Annotated in this window: 11 protein-coding genes and 1 tRNA gene; 2 read left to right on the top strand and 10 right to left on the bottom strand. The window is 70.8% G+C overall.

The features are described 5' to 3' along the window. Positions 1 to 12: 12 nt before the first annotated feature. Together OG432_RS20090 and OG432_RS20085 are read right to left on the bottom strand one after the other, a co-directional pair. Positions 13 to 2451, bottom strand: a complete 2439-nt coding sequence (locus OG432_RS20090; RefSeq protein ID WP_328312340.1) for a hypothetical protein — start codon at positions 2449 to 2451, stop codon at positions 13 to 15. Positions 2452 to 2626: 175 nt separating this feature from the next. Next, a complete protein-coding gene (locus tag OG432_RS20085; RefSeq protein ID WP_328312339.1) occupies positions 2627 to 6946 on the bottom strand; it encodes a LamG domain-containing protein in 4320 nt (1439 codons plus the stop codon). Between the two features lie 793 nt (positions 6947 to 7739). Between OG432_RS20085 and OG432_RS20080 the strand changes: the two genes are divergently transcribed. Continuing rightward, on the top strand, positions 7740 to 8939 hold the full coding sequence (locus OG432_RS20080; RefSeq protein ID WP_328312338.1) for a hypothetical protein: 1200 nt from the start codon (positions 7740 to 7742) through the stop codon (positions 8937 to 8939). 97 nt (positions 8940 to 9036) lie between these two features. Here the strand turns inward: OG432_RS20080 and OG432_RS20075 are convergent. The 7 genes from OG432_RS20075 to galU form a co-directional block, all read right to left on the bottom strand. Beyond that, positions 9037 to 9110: transfer RNA gene (locus tag OG432_RS20075), tRNA-Ala, on the bottom strand. Positions 9111 to 9185: 75 nt separating this feature from the next. Next, on the bottom strand, positions 9186 to 10487 hold the full coding sequence (locus tag OG432_RS20070; protein ID WP_328312337.1) for a gephyrin-like molybdotransferase receptor GlpR: 1302 nt from the start codon (positions 10485 to 10487) through the stop codon (positions 9186 to 9188). 152 nt (positions 10488 to 10639) lie between these two features. After that, on the bottom strand, positions 10640 to 11272 hold the full coding sequence (locus OG432_RS20065) for a GNAT family N-acetyltransferase (protein ID WP_328315166.1): 633 nt from the start codon (positions 11270 to 11272) through the stop codon (positions 10640 to 10642). Continuing rightward, positions 11269 to 11913, bottom strand: coding sequence for a MogA/MoaB family molybdenum cofactor biosynthesis protein (locus tag OG432_RS20060; protein ID WP_328312336.1), 645 nt, complete (start codon positions 11911 to 11913; stop codon positions 11269 to 11271). The genes OG432_RS20065 and OG432_RS20060 overlap by 4 nt, the downstream gene beginning before the upstream one ends. After that, on the bottom strand, positions 11910 to 12449 hold the full coding sequence (moaC, locus tag OG432_RS20055) for a cyclic pyranopterin monophosphate synthase MoaC (protein WP_328312335.1): 540 nt from the start codon (positions 12447 to 12449) through the stop codon (positions 11910 to 11912). Before moaC ends, OG432_RS20060 begins: the two co-directional genes overlap by 4 nt. Positions 12450 to 12508: 59 nt before the next feature. Continuing rightward, positions 12509 to 13810 carry a molybdotransferase-like divisome protein Glp gene (glp, locus tag OG432_RS20050; protein ID WP_328312334.1) on the bottom strand — a complete coding sequence of 434 codons (1302 nt, stop codon included), beginning with the start codon at positions 13808 to 13810 and terminating at the stop codon, positions 12509 to 12511. Positions 13811 to 13816: 6 nt separating this feature from the next. Beyond that, a complete protein-coding gene (galU, locus tag OG432_RS20045) occupies positions 13817 to 14719 on the bottom strand; it encodes a UTP--glucose-1-phosphate uridylyltransferase GalU (RefSeq protein WP_328312333.1) in 903 nt (300 codons plus the stop codon). 104 nt (positions 14720 to 14823) lie between these two features. Between galU and OG432_RS20040 the strand changes: the two genes are divergently transcribed. Further along, positions 14824 to 15405 carry a 5-formyltetrahydrofolate cyclo-ligase gene (locus OG432_RS20040; protein WP_328312332.1) on the top strand — a complete coding sequence of 194 codons (582 nt, stop codon included), beginning with the start codon at positions 14824 to 14826 and terminating at the stop codon, positions 15403 to 15405. Positions 15406 to 15414: 9 nt separating this feature from the next. Here the strand turns inward: OG432_RS20040 and OG432_RS20035 are convergent, their stop codons facing one another. Next, positions 15415 to 18168: a penicillin acylase family protein gene (locus OG432_RS20035; protein ID WP_328312331.1), complete on the bottom strand. Its 2754-nt coding sequence runs from the start codon at positions 18166 to 18168 to the stop codon at positions 15415 to 15417. Positions 18169 to 18198 lie beyond the last annotated feature (30 nt).

The raw sequence follows: 18198 nt of genomic DNA, 5'->3' as shown, positions 1-18198 counted from the left end.
CCAGGTCTTGAGCTACTCCTTGGTGATGCCCTCGGTGTCGTCGAACGCCCACGCGCCGCCGTCGGCGTAGGTGTAGTTCGTCTGGGTGCTGAGAGCGCCGCCGGTCCGGTCGGAGGAGATGACCGAGTCCACGACGTACTTGTTGAACCATTCCGTGGTCACGGGATCGTGGAAGCCGGCCTGGTACTTCTGCGGGAAGCAGCGCGAGGTGTTGGACTGCGGGGTCGGCAGGCTGTCCCAGGAGCAGGCGGCCTGCGAGTAGTTCACGTCGAGCTGGCCGCCCGACTCGTCGAGCACGGTCCGCAGCCGCTGCTTGTAGAAGCCCGGCCGGCCGTCGTCGCTCTTGTCCAGGCGTCCGGCCTGCGCGCTGTAGGACAGCGTCGTGGCGGGCAGCGGGACGGGGGTGGGACCGGCGAGTCCCGTGTGCTTGATGGAGTCGAGAAGGAGCTGGTAGTCGAAGTCGGCGGTGCCCCACTTGTGGTGCAGGTCCCATGAGTCGATCGGCTTGTAACTGCCGTCGCCCTGAAGGGTCTTGGTGGTGACGTTGGCGAGCCTGGTGCGGCCCCAGAACGTCGGGGCCAGGCGGCCCATGTCGCACTTGCTGCCCGATGTGCAGTTCCGGTCCCACGGCGTGTCGTACCAGTACTGCCGGTTGGTGTCGATCTTCGCCGGGTCGCACAGGGAGGCGTCCGACTCCAGGCAGCGTTCGGCGGTGGTGAAGTCCACCCGGGCCATCGGCTTGACGGTGCCGGAGTAGACGTCCTTCAGCTGCTGGCCGTACTCGATGTGGTCCAGGACCGACGCCCGGACATAGGGGGTGCCGTCGGTGTCCTTGAGGTTGCGGCCGTAGGTGTTGGTCTCCTGCTTGTACCAGTACGTGATGTCGTTGCCCTTGGCATCGACGACCAGGTCCAGGTTCCAGCGCCGCCCCTGCTGGCACCACGAGTCCGCGAACGCGCTCTTGTTGCACGGCTCGCCGCTGTCGTTGCCGAACACCGGCACGGTCTCGACGGACTTGGTCTCGGGCTTGCCCGCGCTCCAGTTGGTCAGGCGGTTGTAGCCGAAGTAGTAGCGGGTGCCGTCGGCAGTGGTGGCGCGGAAGTACTCGCCGTCGTTGTCACCGTTGCCCCGGTCGGCGTCGCGCAGGCGGAAGACGCGCGTGTTGTCGTCGCCCTTGATCCGCCATTCGTCGCCGCTGAGGGGGATCAGTTCGCCGGAGTGTCCGTCGAGGCTGATGGTGGCGTTGTCGTACGCCCAGCACAGGTCGCCCGGCTCGACCCCGTCGGTCTTCACGCCGTCGTCGCCGCAGGGCTTGTAGGAGCGTTCGATGAACCCGGGGGCGACGTTGAACCCGTCGCCGGCCCAGGAGGCCTGGTTGTTGGTGTTCGCCGTACGCCCGTCGATGTCACCCGAGCTGTAGGACAGGCCCACGGTGGGCGCGAGTCCTGTCGGGACCGGCGGCACCGCCATGGTGTAGGACCAGGAGAACGAACCGCTGTTCAGCGACGTGCTCCACGTGGACGCCGCCGACAGCGGGGACGCCTTGTAGTCGCCTGCCGGCCCCGCCGGGCCGGCGGTCGCGGCCAGCACGGTCATCGCGCCCGCGGACGCCGCCCGCGCACCCATGGCCCGGACTCCGGGCTTCGGCGCGGTCGCTGGCGTGGTCGCGGGTGCCGTAGTGGTTGCGGGCGCCGACGTGGTCGCGGTGTCCGTGAGGGGGACCTCGTCGGCGGTCACCGTGTGCTTCTCGGCGTCGTTGCTGCCCGCCAGCGCAGTGGCCTTACGGCATTCCGGCTTGCTCGGGGTGCTCAGCACGCACGCGGGCAGCCGCACCAGGCGCAGGCGCTCGCCGTACCCGGCGCCCGCCGCGTCGGCGAACGCGCCGTAGTCGACGGTGGCGCTCACCTTGTCGGCCGTGCCGCCCTGGGCCGCGACCGTCAGGAGGACCCCGTCCACCCCGGCCCGCTGCGCGGCCTCGCGGTCCAGGACCTTCACGGTGATGCCCGTGTCCTGTACGGCGAGCGACGAGGCGGCCTGCTGGTGCGGGGCGTGCGAGGCATGTGGGGCGAGCGGGCCGTGGGGCACCGCCGCCAGCGAGACCGGCATCGAGCCGGCCTCGGCCTTGCCGCCGGATCCGCTGGACGCGGTGGTCGCGAGAGCGGGGCCGCCGCCCGCGGGAAGGGTGAGTCCGGTGGCGGCCGCCTCGGGCCACGTGGCCTTCGGGACACGGGGTTTGGATACGGTCGTGTCCGCCGGCCGCGGCTTGGTCCTGGCGTTGACGCCCTTGACCGACTTCTCCTTCCACGTCGCGACGGGAAGGTTCGATTCGGCGACGGCCGCCGGTCCGGGCAGGACTTGCAGCAGCCCGGCCACCAGGACGGACGAGAGGACGGCAGCGAATCTCGCTGTGGGACGGGTGATGCCCGTTCGCCGGGCTCGTGTGATGCGCATCGTAGGCAAATCCCCTGCCGCGCCGGGACGGGCCCGGCGCGGCTGATCGTGCCGGCCGGGGGCCAGGCAGGTGTGGAGAGACGACAGGGAGGGACGGCAGGGAGGGACGGCGGACAGGGACCGAGGCGCGGGCCCGCCCGAGGAAGGGGCGGGCCCGAACCCGACGTGGCGTCCTCTAGGTGGCGGGACCGGTGGTGCTGTCGAGTTCGTCGCCCTGTGCCAGCCGCGCGATCCCGGCGGCGCTCAGGACGCCCTGATAGGCCCAGACGTCGTCGATCTGGCCGGAGAACGCGTCGGCGTTGGTGACGCCGGCCGGGTTGCGTCCGAACCCGAGTCCCCCGGTGGCCTGTCGGGGCTGGTTCGCCGGGGCGAAGGACACATGAGCCGTACAACCGGTCTGGCCGTCGGCGCAGATCTCGTTCTCGCGCTGGCCGTTCACGAAGAGCGTGAGCTGATCGGAGAACGCGTCATAGGTGACCGCCAGGTGATTCCAGTAGCTCCCGATGGCCTGCGAACCGTCGAAGGTGTGCGTCACGACGGTCGTCTTGTCGGCGCCGTCCACCGTCTCCACCTGCCACTCCCCGATGTTGCCGGGGCTGACGGGGTCGTCGCTGGTACGCAGGAACTTCCAGCGCACGGTCAGCGCGGGCCCCTTGGCGGCGCCGAGAGAGAGCACGGTCATGTCCCGGTTGGGCGGCGCGGCCGACTGGGCCCAGGCGCCGAGGGTGAAGCTCCGGCCCGTGTCGAGCGGTGCCGTGCCGGTCTGCGCGTAGCCGTCCGTCCCGTTGAGGGTCAGCGCCCCCGTGCCCACCCGCACGTCGCTCTGAGCGCCGGACACGCTCGATCCGCCGTACAGGGACGCGGGGAACAGTCCGCGGTCCTCCGCCGAGACGGGCGGCGCGGCCGAGGTGGCCGCGTTGAACTTCCAGCGTGCCGCCAGCTGGGGGCGCTGCTGGACCATCGTCCTGGCTTCGTCGTCGGTGACGATGCGGTCGAAGACGCGGACGTCGTCGATGTCGCCGCCGAGGAACTCCCCGGGGATACCTTCGCGGCTCTGCCCTCCGATCATGAGCGGCTCCGGCGAAGCCCAGGGGGTGGTCTGGATGTAGTCGCTCTCGTCGACCAAGTAGCCGTCGACGTACAGACGAATCTTGTGAGAGACCGCGTCGGATACGCCCACCAGGTGGGTCCACTCGTTGTCCGTCGGCATGAAGCAGGGCGCGCCGTACACCTGGCTTCCGGCCGTGCAGGATCGCTGGACGGTGCGCACCAGGGTGTCCGCGGTGGAGTCCTCCGTGGACCGGGCGAAGACCCACTTCTTGTAGTAGGACGAGTAGTAGAGGGAGAACTCGGGCTGATGGATGCCGGGTTGACTGACCGCGACCTTGGACGTGTCGTCATCGGCTGCCAGCGCCGGCCGTCGCACCCAGGCGGAGATGGAGAAGCTCCGTGTGCCGTCCACCTGTGGCCGGGACGCGGCGGCGTAACCGTTCGCCCCGAAGTGGACCGCCGTGTCCTCGACGCCGTCCTTGATGCCCGGCCGCACATCACCGGCCGCCGTCAGAGCGCCGGTCTCCGAGGTGCCGTCGGCGACGGTGCCGCCTTCGTCGAGCGACCAGACCGCCTTCGCGCCCGTTCCGGTGGTAACCGGGCGGCCGGCAGCCAGCTGCGTCGACTCCGCCGGGCTCAGCGCCCGACCGTAGACCCGGACGTCGTCCAGCGACCCCTTCCACGCGTCGGTGTAGGTGTCGCGCCAGCGCACCCGGCCGAACTCCATCCCCCCGCGCGCCGACCACAGGCTCACGCCCTGCGCAGACGGGGAAGGCTTTCCGTTCACGTACACCGTCAGCGTCCTTGCCGCCGCGTCGTACACCCCGGCCAGATGCGTCCACTGGCCGGCCACCGGAGTGACGTCCGAGGATGCGGTGTACCAGCCGTAGTCGGTGGCGTTGTCCGCGGTCGGCATCTTGACGGCCCATCTCCCGTCGCTCAGCCCCAGGGTGACTCCTTGATGCACACCGCTCTGACTCACCGCGGACTGGAACTGCGCGGAAGGATCGGCGGTGTTCACCCACGCGGAGACGGTGAAGCTCCGGTCCGTCTCCAGCACGGCGCTCTGCGTGGACAGATAGGTCTTCGGCGTCCCGTCCGGCGCCGCATCACCCGTCAGGGCCGCCGCCGTTCCGGTGTGCCCGGCGGCACCCAACGTGCCGCCGGTGACCGTGGCGGGGAAGCTCGCGGCGGGACCGGAAGCCAGGCTCGTGCCGCCGGCCGCGTCGTTCATCGCCCAACTCGCCCGCGGGTCCTGGCCGCGTCGCACGTTGAAGTAGTACGTGGTGGTCTCACCGGCATTGCCTGCCGCGTCCTTGGCTCGGGCCGTCAGGGTGTGCGGGCCGTCGTTCGGCATCAACACCCTCACGGAGCGTGCGGCTCCACCGCTCGTTGCCACCTCGCTGTTTGCCGTCGGCTGCTCGTCCAGTCCCCACTGGTAGGCCACCACGTCGGTGGAAGCCGTGGCGATGGTGAAGGTGCCGTAGCGGCCCACCCCGTCCGTCCACGCCAGTGCGGCCTGTGCGTCGTGGGACCCGGGGAAGTCGAACGAGGTGGTCACCGGTCCCGCGGGTTTGCTCGTGTCGATGATGAAGTAACAGCCGGTGGGGTCACCGTCGAGGCTCCATGGCCCCCATTCCGCACCGTCCCAGGCCCGCACCGCCCAGCCGACCGACTGGTTCTGCGGAGTTCCGGGCGGAAGCTGGAGGCTGAAGGTGGATCCGGACGCTCTGAACGTGTTCGATGCGGGTGGAGTGTTCTCGCCTCCGGTCGAAAACCAGGTCTTGTCGTCCCAGAGCAATGCGAACTGCACACCGATGCTGTCCCCGTCCGGGTCCCACACCCGCGCGTACACCTGCGGCACCTTCGTGATGGGCGTCACGGAGGAGGAGCAGAGGCCACCGGGCGAGGACGAGAGGTCCCTCATGGCGGGCTGGCTGGGCGGCAGGTTGTAGAACACCTGCAGGTACCCGTCGTCGGTGAACCGCTTCCACTGCCCGTACGCCGACGCGCTCTCGCTGCCGGCCTTCAGGCCCAGCGTCAGGTCGGCGTCCCTGCGGTCGGCGGCCGACTGCACCGCATCGCGCAGCCCCGGCGGTTCGAACTCCACGTACCCGGAGCCACAGCCGTCGTAGCCTCGCGCGTCGTTCCGCGTCGCCAGGTACTTCTTCCAGAACGAGGACGATCCCATCCCGCTGGAGTTGTTCCAGGTCGTGCCGGACCCGATGCGGCCCGTGACGAAGAGGTCGACGGGCTGAGCCGTGCAGCTCCAGGCGTGCGACTCCCACGCCCGGAACTTGGCGTCCTGGATGTGCTTGCCGACGAAGGCCTGGCTCTGTACGGGAATGGCGTACAGCACCCGCTTCACATCGGCGGGCACACACCGGCCCTGGTCTCCGCAGTACCCCATGCCGAAGTCCCCGGAGAACTTCCAGAACGACTGGTTGCCCCAGTACCGGGAGATCCCGGCCCAGCCGGCCGCTCGCGGCGCCTGGACGTCCGGGTCGATCAGTACCGGAAACACCGTGTCCGGCGCGTCCAGGAGCTTCTGGTCGGGGGTCAGGACGAGCGACTTCTGGTCGCCCGGTACCGCCACGTCCACCGTGGCCGCGTGGGTCGAAGGGGCCGTAGGGGCCGCTGCCGCATCTGCCGCGGCGGAGTCGTTCTTCGGCTTGGCGGCGGCCTTCGGCTTGGCGGCGTCCTTCGGCTGGGCAGTCGGGGCCGCGGGCATCCCGGAGCCGTCGGTCAGACCGGGCGAGGAGTCGAACATCACCGGCTTCGGTGCCTGGAACACGGTGCCGCCCCCTGCCTTGTCGACCATCGACAGGGATCCGTCCGCCTCCTTGCGCACCGTCAGGTCGGCGCTGGACATGCCCAGCCTCAGCTGATCCAGCTCGGGATTCTTCGCCGCCTGCGGCGTCTTGACCACGATCAGCTGGGTGAAGCCGGACTCGGTGGCGGTCATCCGCAGGTCCACGTCCGGGAGGATCGAGCGGTACTCGGCCGTGCTGCCGCTGACCACCGGGGCCGGGAGCGGCTTGGGCCAGGTCAGTTCCAGCTCCTTGCCGGCACTGGCCATCCGCACCAGAGGCTGCGAACCTCCGCCGGAGAACCGCATGTCCGTCAGCGTCGCCGCCGGAACCACCGCGCCACCGCTCGCGACGTGCAGGGATGTGTCGATGTCGCGCCATGCGCCGCCCTTGCGGGTCCGCACCGGCTTCGTGTGGATCGTCGCGGCGAGCCTGCCGTCCGGCTTGGCGACCACCTCGCTCGTCTCACTGGTCAGCGACGGAACGCTCACGTCCTGGCCACTGCGTCTGGCCTTGGCCACCGCGAGCGACTCCGCCGTGTCCGGCCGCCCCGGCCCGGCGCTGTCCGACCCCAACGACCCGCTCGGGACCGCCGAATCCGCCGCGACCGCCGACGGCTGCACGGTGGCGAACACCAGCCCCGACACCACCGCCAGCCCCGCCCACCGCGCCACCCCACGGCGCCGCCCCTGTCTCACGGCACGAAGGCCGTCCCCACCCCGCACTGACGCTCCCCCCACAGGAACCACATAGAAAAAACACAAGTGGGCGAATCAAACGCAACGTCAACGCCGCCGGTCAACAGGTGTCCCTACGGAGCGGCCCGGCAGCCCGGAGTCACAACCATCCACGCCCAGCAGGCGAATCCAGCCGACCGCGCGTGCCACGAGGCGGCGAACTAGCCCTGAATCAAAGCGTTTCAGGGACGACCTTTCAGCCATGGCGGCGGCGTCACCGAGGCCACCACTTCACTGCGGCACCGGACCGCGGGCCCTCTCAATTCTTTGCTCCGCTTTGACCCACTCGTCCGATCGCTGACGAGGCGTCAGCGTCGGTGCCACGATGGACGCCGGCGCGAACTCACAGGTGAGGTACTCTCGCCGACGATGCCGGGCACGGGGAGATCAATGCCCCGGCACCGAGCCGTGGTGTGGCCGACGACCGGCACCCCACGGCGCAAGCGGGGGCGTTTCCGAGCACCTACGACCTGCGACACCGCACTGCTGAAGTCCGCTCCGAACTCAAGGGATGCGGACTTCGCCATGCCCGTGCGCGCCCCGCCTCCCCATGCGTTGTGGCACCGCAGGGATCACTCGTGCCCGCGGGGCGACGAAGTAGCCGAATGAACTTCTGGACGGGAATGTGACAGGGACTCAGATACGCCCCGACGTGCCTCACCGCAAGGGCGGCCGGCGCACAGCGCCCGCCGTGGGGCACGTGCGGACGGCTCGGCGCGCGGTGGCCGCGTCGTGGCGGCGAGCACGGACAGCACTTCTGCTGCATTGCGGGCTGCGCCTCATCGGCATCGGCATGGTGGCCGCATGGGGACACCGCAAGGGAGTCGGCCTGCACGAGATCCTGGCGACACGGTGGGACTCGGTCTACTACCTGAGCATTGCCGAGCACGGCTACAGCAGCCCCATGGTTCCCGCATGCCAAGAAGGTGGCCCGACCTGCAAGCTCGCCTTCTTTCCCCTGTACCCGACGCTGATACGGGGCGTCTGTGCCGTCACCGGGCTCCCGGCCGACTGGGTCGCCTGGGGCATGGCGCTGGCCGCCTCACTCCTCGCCGCCTGGGGAATCTTCGCCGTCGCCGAGAAGCTGTACGGCGCACGGGTCGCCCTGTTCACCGTCGCCCTGTACGCGGTCGTGCCCCATGCCCTCGTGCAGTCCATGGCCTACACCGAGCCGGTCTTCACCGCTCTGACCGCCTGGGCCCTGTACGCGGTGCTCACGAGGGCCTGGCTCACCGCCGGCACCCTGGCCCTGCTCGCCGGAGCGACTCGACCCTCAGGCCTCGCCGTCATCGCCGCCGTCACCCTCGGCGCGGCCTGGCAGCTGCTGCCGGTGACGGGCGGGCACGGGGCCGAGCCGCCGGCCGTCCCGGACGAGCGCGCGCACGGACGCCCAACGGCCCGACTGTACGGCGCGATAGTCCTGGCCCCCCTGGGCTGGGCCGCCTTCGTCCTCTGGGTCGGGCACCGCATGCACCGCTGGGACGGCTACTTCGTCGAACAGCGGCGGTGGGGGTCCACTTTCGACGGCGGCACCTTCACCGTCCAGCGCCTGCGTGACCTGTTCACGCAACCCGCGCTCTCCCTCGACGACGTCGTGGTCGCCGGCACGGTCATCACGGCGATCATCCTGCTCTGCACCCTGGCCGTGCGCCGCCCGCCCGCCGCCGTCTGGATCTACGCCGCCGCGCTGGTCCTCATCACGGTCTGCGGCGCCGGTTACTTCCACGCGAAGGCCCGCTTCCTCCTCCCCGCCTTCCCCCTCCTCTTCCCTCTCGCCACAGCCCTCGCCCGCGCACGCACCACCACCGTCTACGCCGTACTCACCGGCTGCGCCGTGGCCTCCGCCTGCTACAGCGGCTACCTGACCATGGTGTGGACCCATTCCCCGTAAGGGCCGACCCCCCGGGCCCCGGCCCCCGCGAACGGCCACCGGAAACGACGAAGATCCCGCCCGATCAAAATGATCGGACGGGATCTCGTTGTTGTTGTGGACCTGAGGGGATTCGAACCCCTGACCCCCTCGATGCGAACGAGGTGCGCTACCGGACTGCGCCACAGGCCCTTGCAACGAGTGAAACCTTAGCACCCGGATGGGAGTGGTTGGAAATCCGTTCCTCGCTGGTCAGCGAGAGGGGCTTCATTCGTTGGCGGCGCGGGGCCGGTCCTCGTCCGCGTACTGGTCGAAGAGCGGCGTACGGCGGCGACTTGAGCCCGAGCGCTGGCGCGGGGGCTCCTCGGCGGCGGGCTCGGGCTCGGCCGCCGGGGTGGGGTCCGCCGTCGAGGAGCGGGCCGACGACCACGTGTCCGGTGCGCCCAGATCGATGCTGCCGGTGGCACGCGGGGCGACCGGCGCGGTGACGTACGTGGGCAGCGGGACCGGCACCGGGTCCCAGCTCGCGCCGCGTTCCGGACCGCGCTCGCGCTGCTGGTCGACCCACTCCGCGTGATCGGTCTGCTCGACCAGGGCGCGCCGTCCGGCCTCCTGCGGGGAGAGCGCCGGGGCGGGTGCGGGCTCGGGCACGGGGGCCGGGTGGTGGGACTCCGCTTCGTCGTCGGGCTCCGTACCCGGCGCCGTGGCCCTGGCGCGCGGCCGGCTCTCGCGCAGGCGCTGCGCGGCCGCCTCGGCACGACGGCGGTCCATGGTGAAGGCGAAGCGCCGTCGCTCCTGGATGCGCAGGTGGACGATGTACGCGCTCAGCAGCGCGGCCGGGACCGCCGGCGCCCACAGGAAGCCGAGGCCGCCGACCGCCGCGACGATCGCGCCCAGCGTGAAGGCGAGGAAGAGGACGACCGTGGTGCGCCGGCGCCTGGCGAGTACGGCACTGCGCTGGGCGCGGCGCGCCCGTTCGGCCGATGCTCCGGGCGCGGGGCGCGCGCCCCGTTCGCGCCGGGGCTCGTCCTCGACCGGGTGCTCGCGCCGCTCTTGGCGCTCCAGACGCTCGTGGTGTTCGTGGCGGGCGAGGTTTTCGGGGTGTTCATGCCGGGCGTGGCGTTCCGGGTGCGCGTGGCGTTCCGGGTGGGCCTGGCCCCGATGCTCGGGGTCGTCCTGATGCGCCGGGCGCCCCTGGCGCTCCCGTTCGTCCTGGCGCTCCGCGGGTGCCGGGCGCCTGCCGCGGGCCTGGGGGACCGAGAGCTCCCGGCCGCCCGTTGACTCGGACGCCCGGCCGGCCGGCCCCCCCGTGGCGAGGGGTTCGGTGAGGGCGTCCGCCGGGGTTTCGGGGTCCGCGTCGGACGCCGCCTCGTCGGTGGCCCGCTGGCGCAGCTCCTTGGCATAGCGACGCTCCATGGCCGACCGTCCGGACAGCAGCCGGATGGCGGTGCTGAAGCGTTCCGTCGGGCGTGCCTCGTTGAGCTCGTCCTGCCTGCGGAGCCACATCGGCACCAAGTAGGCGGCCCAGGCCCCGACGATGACTGCGTAAATGAGGCCGCTGCTGCTCACACACCACACCGTAGAGGGACCGGCGCGCGGGGATACGCCAATTGAGCCGGTGTGTCGCACGATCTGGCTGATATCACCGGCTTTTTTTGTGATTTCTCAGATCGTTGGACGAGACGAACGGACCGGATCCCGATAGAATTCGAACATTTATTTCATTTACCGGGCCCGGGATGGGCCTGCCTGCCCCGCCGCCACCGGGCGAGGAGCCCCTCGGGGACTTCCTCCGCGGTGAGCGCGTACACCAGATGGTCGCGCCAGGCGCCGTCGATGTGGAGATAGCGCGGGCGCAGGCCCTCCTCGCGGAAGCCGAGCTTTTCCACCACGCGGCGGCTCGGCCCGTTCTCGGGGCGGATGCACACCTCCATGCGGTGCAGCCCGACCGCGCGGAAGCAGTGGTCGACGGCGAGCGCGACGGCCGTCGGCATCACGCCGCGGCCCGCCACCTCGCGGTCCACCCAGTACCCGACATGACCCGAGCACATCGAGCCCCAGGTGATCCCGGCGACCGTCAGCTGGCCGACCAGATGCCCGCGGTACTCGATGACGAACGGCAGCATGCGGCCCGCGCTCGCCTCGGCTCGCAGGTGGCGGACCATCTGCCGGTAAGTGGGGCGCTGCGGGAAGGGCGCGCCCGGGGCGGGCGGCGGGATCGTCGCCTCCCAGGGCCGCAGCCAGTCGCGGTTGCGCCGGTTGACCTCGCGCCAGGCCCGTTGGTCGCGCACCTTTATGGGACGGAGGACCACATCGCCCTCCGCCAGCTCGACCGGCCACGAAGGAACGTTCAGCTCGGGCTCCCCGCGGGTCTGGGGTGGTCGCCGCCGCGGATCTGGTCCACGGCGTGCCGCAGGATCCGCTCCAGGACGGCGATTCCGTCACGTACGCCGCCGGCGGACCCCGGCAGGTTGATGATCAGGGTGCGGCCGCCCGCCACTCCGGCCAGGCCGCGCGAGAGGGCCGCGGTGGGGACCTTGGCCAGGCCCTCGGCGCGGATGGCCTCGGGGATGCCGGGCACGTCGTACGCGATGACGGCGCGGGTGACCTCGGGGGTGCGGTCGGTGGGCGACAGGCCGGTGCCGCCGGTGGTGACGATCACGTCGTACCCGGCGGCCGTCCCCGCGCGCAGCGCCTGCTCGACGGGCTCGCCGTCGGGCACGACCAGCGGGCCGTCCACGGCGAAGCCGATCGCGGTCAGGCCCTCGGCGAGCAGGGGCCCGCCGGTGTCCGGGTAGACCCCGGCGGACGCACGGTTGGACGCGGTGACGACGAGCGCGGCGTACGGCGCGAGGAGCGCCTCGCCGAGGCCTTCGCCGCCCGCCGGGAACGGGATCGCGGGCTGTGGCCCCGGCTGCCGCGGGGCGGCGGCCGGCTGCGGGGCGGCGTCCGGCTGCGGGGAATGGGACGCTTCGTGGGGCTGAGGGGGCGTCATGATCCGGCCTCCCCGGGCCGGTTCCGGCCGCTGGACGCGCCTCCGGCCTGTTCCCCGGGCCGGTTCCAGTCGCCGGACTTGCCGCCGGTCTTCTCCTCGACCCGGATGTCGGTGATGACGGCGGCCTTGTCGACGGCCTTGACCATGTCGACGACGGTGAGCGCGGCCACCGACACCGCGGTCAGGGCCTCCATCTCGACGCCCGTGCGGTCGGTGGTCTTCACCGTCGCCAGGATCTCCACCGCGTCGTCGGCGACCGCCAGGTCGAGCTTCACGCCGGAGACCGCGAGGGGGTGGCACAGCGGGATGAGGTCGGGGGTGCGCTTGGCGCCCATGATCCCCGCGATGCGGGCGGTGGCCAGCGCGTCGCCCTTGGGCACGCCCTCGCCGCGCAGGAGTTCCACCACACGCGGCGAGACGAGCACGCGGCCGCTCGCGCGGGCGGTGCGGGCGGTGACGTCCTTCTCCGAGACGTCGACCATGCGGGCCGCTCCCGCCTCGTCGATGTGCGTGAGCCTGCCTTGCGTCGTACTCATTCGGTGGCGCTCCCGGTACGGCTTCTGTGGGCAGACACCGTACCCCCATCGGCCGACACTCAGCCGAGCAGGACCACTTCGACCTCGCTGTCGGGCTCCGCGGACGTGGTGTCCTCGGGGATCACGATGAGGCAGTCGGCGAGCGCGAGCGCCGCGATCAGATGGGATCCGGAGCCGCCCACGGGGCTGACGGCGCCCGCAGCCGCGTCGTAGGTGCCGCGCAGGAACTGGCGCCGGCCGTCCGGCGAGGACAGTGCCTTGTCCGCCTTCAGGGTGGCGCGGACGGTCGGCCGGTGGACGTCGTCCATGCCCATCAAGGTGCGGATCGCGGGGCGCACGAACAGCTCGAAGGAGACGTAGGAGGACACCGGGTTGCCGGGCAGCGCGAGCAGCGGGGTGTGGTCGGGGCCGATCGAGCCGAAACCCTGGGGCTTGCCGGGCTGCATCCGCAGCTTGCGGAAGTCGATGCCGCTGCCCGGCTCGTCCTCGTCTCCCACGGAGGACAGCGCCTCCTTGACGACGTCGTACGCGCCGACGCTGACCCCGCCGGTCGTGACGATCAGATCGGCGCGGATCAGCTGGTCCTCGATGGTGTCGCGCAGCACCGCCGCGTCGTCGGTGACCGCGCCGACCCGGTAGGAGATGGCGCCCGCGTCCCGGGCGGCGGCGGCGAGCGCGAAGCTGTTGGAGTCGTAGATCTGGCCCTCGCCCAACTGCTCGCCGGGCTGCACCAGTTCGCTGCCGGTGGAGAGCACCACGACGCGCGGGCGCGGCCGTACGGTCACGGTGCCGCGGCCGATCGCGGCGAGCAGCCCGATCTGGGGCGGCCCGAGCACGGTGCCCGCCGCGAGGGCGAGGTCGCCCGCCTGGACGTCGCTGCCGCGGGCCCGGACGTGGGCGCGCGCCTCGGCGGCACGGTGCACCCGCACCTCGCCGCTGGCCCCTTCGGGGGCGTCGCCCGCGGGGCGCATGCCGGTGGCGGCGCCCTGGCCGGTCCCGCCGTCGGTCCACTCGACGGGGACGACGGCCTCGGCGCCGGGCGGCAGCGGGGCACCGGTCATGATCCGTGCGGCCTGGCCGGGGCCCACGGTCGGAAGGTCGCCGCTGCCCGCCGCGACGTCACCGATGACGGTGAGCACCGCGGGGAACTCCTCGCTGGCGCCCGCGACATCGGTGACCCGCACCGCGTAACCGTCCATCGAGCTGTTGTCGAAGGGCGGCAGGGCGAGGGGCACCATGACGTCCTCGACCAGGACACAGCCCTGGGCGTCGGGCAGTTGCAGGTCGATGGGTTCGAGCGGGCGGACCGCGGCGAGGATGTCGTCCAGGTGCTCGTCCACCGACCAGGTCGTGTTGCTCACGGGTGCCTACATCTCCTCGGTGACGTACCGGCGAAGCCAGGCCTTGAAGTCCGGGCCCAGGTCTTCACGTTCGCACGCCAGTCTGACAATGGCTCGCAGATAGTCTCCGCGATCGCCGGTGTCGTAGCGGCGGCCCTTGAAGACGACTCCGTGCACCGGGCCGCCGATCGACTCGTCGGCGGCCATCTGCTGGAGCGCGTCGGTGAGCTGGATCTCGCCGCCGCGGCCGGGCTCGGTGGTGCGCAGCACGGTGAACACGGCCGGGTCGAGGACGTAGCGGCCGATCACGGCGAGGTTGGAGGGCGCCTCGGCCGGCTCCGGCTTCTCGACGAGCCCGGTGACCCGCACGACGTCACTCTCGGCGGTGGTTTCGACGGCGGCGCAGCCGTAGAGGTGGATCTGTTCGGGGTCGACCTCCATGAGCGCGATCACGCTGCCGCCCTCGTGTTCCTGGATCTCCACCATCCGCGAGAGCAACTGGTCGCGGGCGTCGATCAGGTCGTCGCCCAGGAGGACGGCGAAGGGCTGCTCGCCCACGTGCGGCGCGGCGCACAGCACCGCGTGGCCGAGGCCGCGCGGGTCGCCCTGGCGTACGTAGTGGATGGCCGCCAGGTCGCTGGACTCCTGCACCTTGGCGAGCCGGTCCGCGTCACCCTTGCGGGTCAGTGCCGACTCCAGCTCGTAGTTCCGGTCGAAGTGGTCCTCCAGGGGACGCTTGTTGCGGCCGGTCACCATCAACACGTCCGACAGGCCCGCCGCGACCGCCTCCTCCACCACGTACTGGATGGCGGGCTTGTCCACCACCGGCAGCATTTCCTTCGGCGTGGCCTTGGTGGCCGGAAGGAACCGGGTGCCGAGCCCGGCGGCGGGGATGACAGCCTTGGTGATCCGTGGGGGCGACTGAGTCATGCGGGCACCCTATCCGCTGCGTATGTGCGGAAGATTATTCTCCGGTGAATTCGCTCTCTTATCCGCGCATTTGAGGGGATTACAGAAACACGGTGTGTGATCACATGTCCGAAAAGGCCCTCTTGCGGCGCAGCCTCCTCGACGCCAGGAAGCGGCTGAAGGACGACGAGCTGCTCGCGGCGTCCCTGGAGCTCGCCGACCGGGCACTGGCCCTGCCCGAACTCGCCGCGGCCACCACGGTGGCCGCATACGTGTCGGTGGGCCGCGAGCCCGGCACCCGCGCCCTGGTCCACTCGCTCCACGCCCGCGGGGTGCGGGTGCTGCTTCCGGTGCTGCTCGCCGACAACGACCTCGACTGGGCCGCCTACGCCGGGCCGGAGCACTTGCTGCCCGCCGGGCGCGGGCTCCTGGAACCCGACGGCGAACGGCTCGGCCCGGACGCCGTGACGGGCGCCGACGCCGTACTGCTGCCCGGTCTCGCCGTGGACGCGCGCGGCATGCGGCTCGGCCGCGGCGGCGGCTCCTACGACCGGGTCCTCGCCCGCATCGAGGCATCCGGGACGGCGCCCGCCCTGGTGGTGCTCCTGTACGCGAACGAGGTGGTCGCGCGGGTCCCGGAGGAACCGCACGACCACCCCGTGCAGGCCGTCGTCACCCCCTACGGGGTGACGCGCTTTCCCGCGTGAGCGCCTGTACTACGGCGTGAGCTTCAGTGTGTCGACGGTTGACGCGTCGACCGCCTTCCCGCTGAACGACCAGTCCAGGAGCTCACCCTTGGCCCACTTCTCGGTCTGGTCCGAGTAGTGCGCGCTATAGGCGTGGCCCGAGGCGCCGGTGAGGTTGATCCACTTGGACTTGTCGAGGTCCTTGAGGTTGACGACCATCCGCATCGAGGGCACCCAGGTGACGCCGTAGTCACCGCTGGCGGCGTTCCAGCCAGTGGCGTCGACCGCGGCCTCGCCGCCGCCCAGGTTCCACGGGCCCCGGTTGAGGATGTACTGCAGGAAGCCCGGCCCCTCGGTGCCGAGGGTCTGGTTCTTCAGCATCAGCTGGTGCAGCCGGCCCCAGGTCCAGCTCGTGGTGTCCTTGCCGAGCTTGGCGGTCAGCTCCCAGCGGGCGTCCTTCATGGCTCGGGCCAGCAGTTCGTCGCGGGTCGAGGTGGCCTTGTCCAGACGGGTCGCGGGCGCCTTCCACCAGGTGTTGTTCTGGTCGTTGAAGATCTTGCGCACGACCTCGAACCAGCGGTCACCGCCGTCGGGCTGCGCCGAGTCGCCGTCGCGCTCGCCGCACTCCTGGACCTTCTTGTCGGGGTCGTCGACCGGCCCCGTGCCGACCGGCGGGGTGACGTACAGGCACTCGCCCTTGGGGCGCAGCTCCTTCGGCAGCTTGTTGCCGAACGCCAGCTTCAGGACGTTGCGCCACACCGAGTTGAAGTAGGCGGCGGCCGCCGAGTCGTTCTCCTGGGTGTAGTCCCAGCCCTCGAGGAGCTTCTGCGCCTCGCGCACCGACGGGTCCGACACGTTGATCTTCAGCAGGGCGGGCGTCAGCAGCGCGGCGATCTCGCTGCTGTTGTCCATCTGCATCTTCTGCATGTCCTCGGTGGAGATCTTCCCGCCGCCCTTGATCTTCGACTCGATGAGGTCGTTGATCCGCTGGCTGCGGGTGCCGTAGCCCCAGTCCTTGGTGAGCAGGTACGGGTACTTCTTCTCGTCGATCACGGCCTGGTTGGCGGTGACGATGAAGCCGCGCTTGGGGTCGTACTCGTACGGCAGCGCGTCGAAGGGGACGTACCCCTTCTTCCACGTGTACTTGGAGTCCCAGCCGGGCGCCGGCATGGTGCCGTCGACGCCCTCGGCGCGCACCGGGATCCTGCCGGGCGCCTGGTAGCCGATGTGGCCCTTGGTGTCGGCGTAGATCAGGTTCTGCGAGGGCACCTCGAAGTCCTTGGCCGCGGCCCGGAAGGACTTGAAGTCGTTGGCCTTGTCGAGCGCGAACACGGCGTCCATGGACTTGCCGGGGTCGAGCGCCGTCCATCTCAGGGCCACCGCGTAGCCGGCGCCCCGGTCGGGGGCGGCGGTGTTGACGGGCGCCTTCTGGCCGACCTTCTCCAGCTCGTCGTCGCGGTCGGAGACCAGGGGGCCGTTGTTGGTCTCGCGGACGGTGATGGTCTTGCTGGATCCTCCGGCGACCTTGATGACCTCCTCGCGGGTGGCGAGGGGCTTCTCCTGGTTGTCGTAGAGGTAGTTGTTGCCGGAGATCTTCTCCAGGTACAGGTCGGTCACGTCGGCGCCGAGGTTGGTGAAGCCCCAGGAGACGTCCTGGTTGTGGCCGATGATCACGCCGGGCATGCCGGAGAACGTGTAGCCGGCGACGTCGTAGCCGCACGTGCTGGAGATCGTCCGGCAGTGCAGGCCCATCTGGTACCAGAGCGAGGGCATCATCGGCGCGAGGTGCGGGTCGTTGGCGAGCAGCGGCATGCCGGTCGTCGTGTACTTGCCCGACACCACCCAGGAGTTGGAGCCGATGCCGCTGCCGTTGGGCCCGAGCAGCGAAGGGATCTTGTCCAGGGTGTCGGAGAGCGACGAGAGCTGGCTCTGCATGCCCTCCAGGGCGCCCTGCGCGGTGCCAGAGGTGCCGTCGGAGGCCGTGGAGGCGCGCTGGGGATCGAACTTGCCGGTCGCCTTGTTGTACGAGCCCTCGTCGACGATGGGGCGGTGGGTGGCCGAGGGGTAGGCCGGATACAGGTCCTTGATCTGCTGCGGGCTGAGCCGGCTCGTCATCAGGGAGCGGTCGATCTCGTCCTGCATGTTGCCGCGCAGGTCCCAGGCCATCGCCTTGAGCCAGGCCACCGAGTCGACCGGCGTCCAGGCCTCGGGCTTGTAGTCGTTGGTGAAGTTCAGCGCCGCGTACTCGACGGAGATGTCCTTGCCGTCCTTGCCCTTGAGGTACGCGTTCACCCCCGCCGAGTAGGCCTGGAGGTACTTCTTCGTGGCGGGCGACAGCTTGGTGTCGTACTCCTGCTGTGCGACCTTGCGCCAGCCGAGCGTGCGCAGGAAGGCGTCGGTGTCGACCTGCCCGCTGCCGAACATCTCCGAGAGACGGCCCGAGGTCATGTGCCGCCGGACGTCCATCTCGTAGAAGCGGTCCTGCGCCTGGACGTAGCCCTGGGCCATGAAGAGGTCCGCGTCGCTGTCGGCGTAGATCTGCGGGACGCCGTAGTCGTCGCGCTTGACCTGCACCTCACCGGCGAGGCCCGGGACCTTGAGGGTGCCGGTGGTCTGCGGGAAGGAGGCGCGCACGGTACTGACTCCCCAGTACGCGCCGTAGGCGACGCCCGCGACCAGCGCCAGCACCAGGACGAGCACGAACAGCCTGAGGCGGCGTCCCCTCTTCCTGCTCGTCTTGCCGGCCGTCGTACCGGCGGAAGGGGCGGTTGTGGTGGCGGGCATCGCTGTCCTTCGAGGGGCAGGGTGGTCCAG

Origin of the sequence: Streptomyces sp. NBC_00442 (genome assembly GCF_036014195.1) — a bacterium.
Taxonomy (GTDB): Bacteria; Actinomycetota; Actinomycetes; order Streptomycetales; family Streptomycetaceae; genus Streptomyces.
The sequence above is the reverse complement of the archived record's forward strand: the minus strand, read 5'-3'. Positions and strand labels throughout refer to the sequence as shown.

What these genes read in the sequence shown, in the direction of transcription:
- OG432_RS20090 (WP_328312340.1), bottom strand. Translation starts at nt 2,451, where the DNA reads ATGCGCATCACACGAGCCCGGCGAACGGGCATCACCCGTCCCACAGCG.
- OG432_RS20060 (WP_328312336.1), bottom strand. Translation starts at nt 11,913, where the DNA reads ATGACGCCCCCTCAGCCCCACGAAGCGTCCCATTCCCCGCAGCCGGAC.
- moaC (WP_328312335.1), bottom strand. Translation starts at nt 12,449, where the DNA reads ATGAGTACGACGCAAGGCAGGCTCACGCACATCGACGAGGCGGGAGCG.
- galU (WP_328312333.1), bottom strand. Translation starts at nt 14,719, where the DNA reads ATGACTCAGTCGCCCCCACGGATCACCAAGGCTGTCATCCCCGCCGCC.
- OG432_RS20040 (WP_328312332.1), top strand. Translation starts at nt 14,824, where the DNA reads ATGTCCGAAAAGGCCCTCTTGCGGCGCAGCCTCCTCGACGCCAGGAAG.
- OG432_RS20035 (WP_328312331.1), bottom strand. Translation starts at nt 18,168, where the DNA reads ATGCCCGCCACCACAACCGCCCCTTCCGCCGGTACGACGGCCGGCAAG.